Raw genomic sequence first — 367 nt, 5'->3', positions numbered from 1 at the left:
CTGTAACTGATTACTTAGGTGTCACTTTCGAAGGGATTAACCTAACAGAACCTGAGCTTCGGATAAGAAATTACTAATTTAAAGGAACTAAATGCTCGTTCTATGATCCGATCATTCGACCAAGAGTGATTAGAACAAAAAGGAACGAGCATGAACAAGTTAGTTGAAACGTACTGTGATGTCGATGATTTTTCAAAGTTATTTTTCCCAAGCTGGCAGCGTATATTGCTCGAAAATGGTGAAATTAAACGTCGAAGAGCATGCCGCTTATCTCCGTCAGAGGTGATGACTATTATCATCCATTTTCACCAGTCACATTACAGAGATTTCAAAAACTACTATCTTCACTATGTTTGCCGTCAACTTA

1 pseudogene is annotated in these 367 nt (G+C 37.9%); it reads left to right on the top strand.

What is annotated here, in order from left to right:
- Positions 1-150: 150 nt before the first annotated feature.
- Positions 151-367, top strand: a pseudogene (locus CWC11_RS23100) (IS982 family transposase); the annotation flags it as partial.

This window comes from Pseudoalteromonas sp. S3178, assembly GCF_005886985.1.
Taxonomy (GTDB): Bacteria; Pseudomonadota; Gammaproteobacteria; order Enterobacterales; family Alteromonadaceae; genus Pseudoalteromonas; species Pseudoalteromonas carrageenovora.
This window is presented reverse-complemented; position numbering and strand designations above follow the sequence as displayed.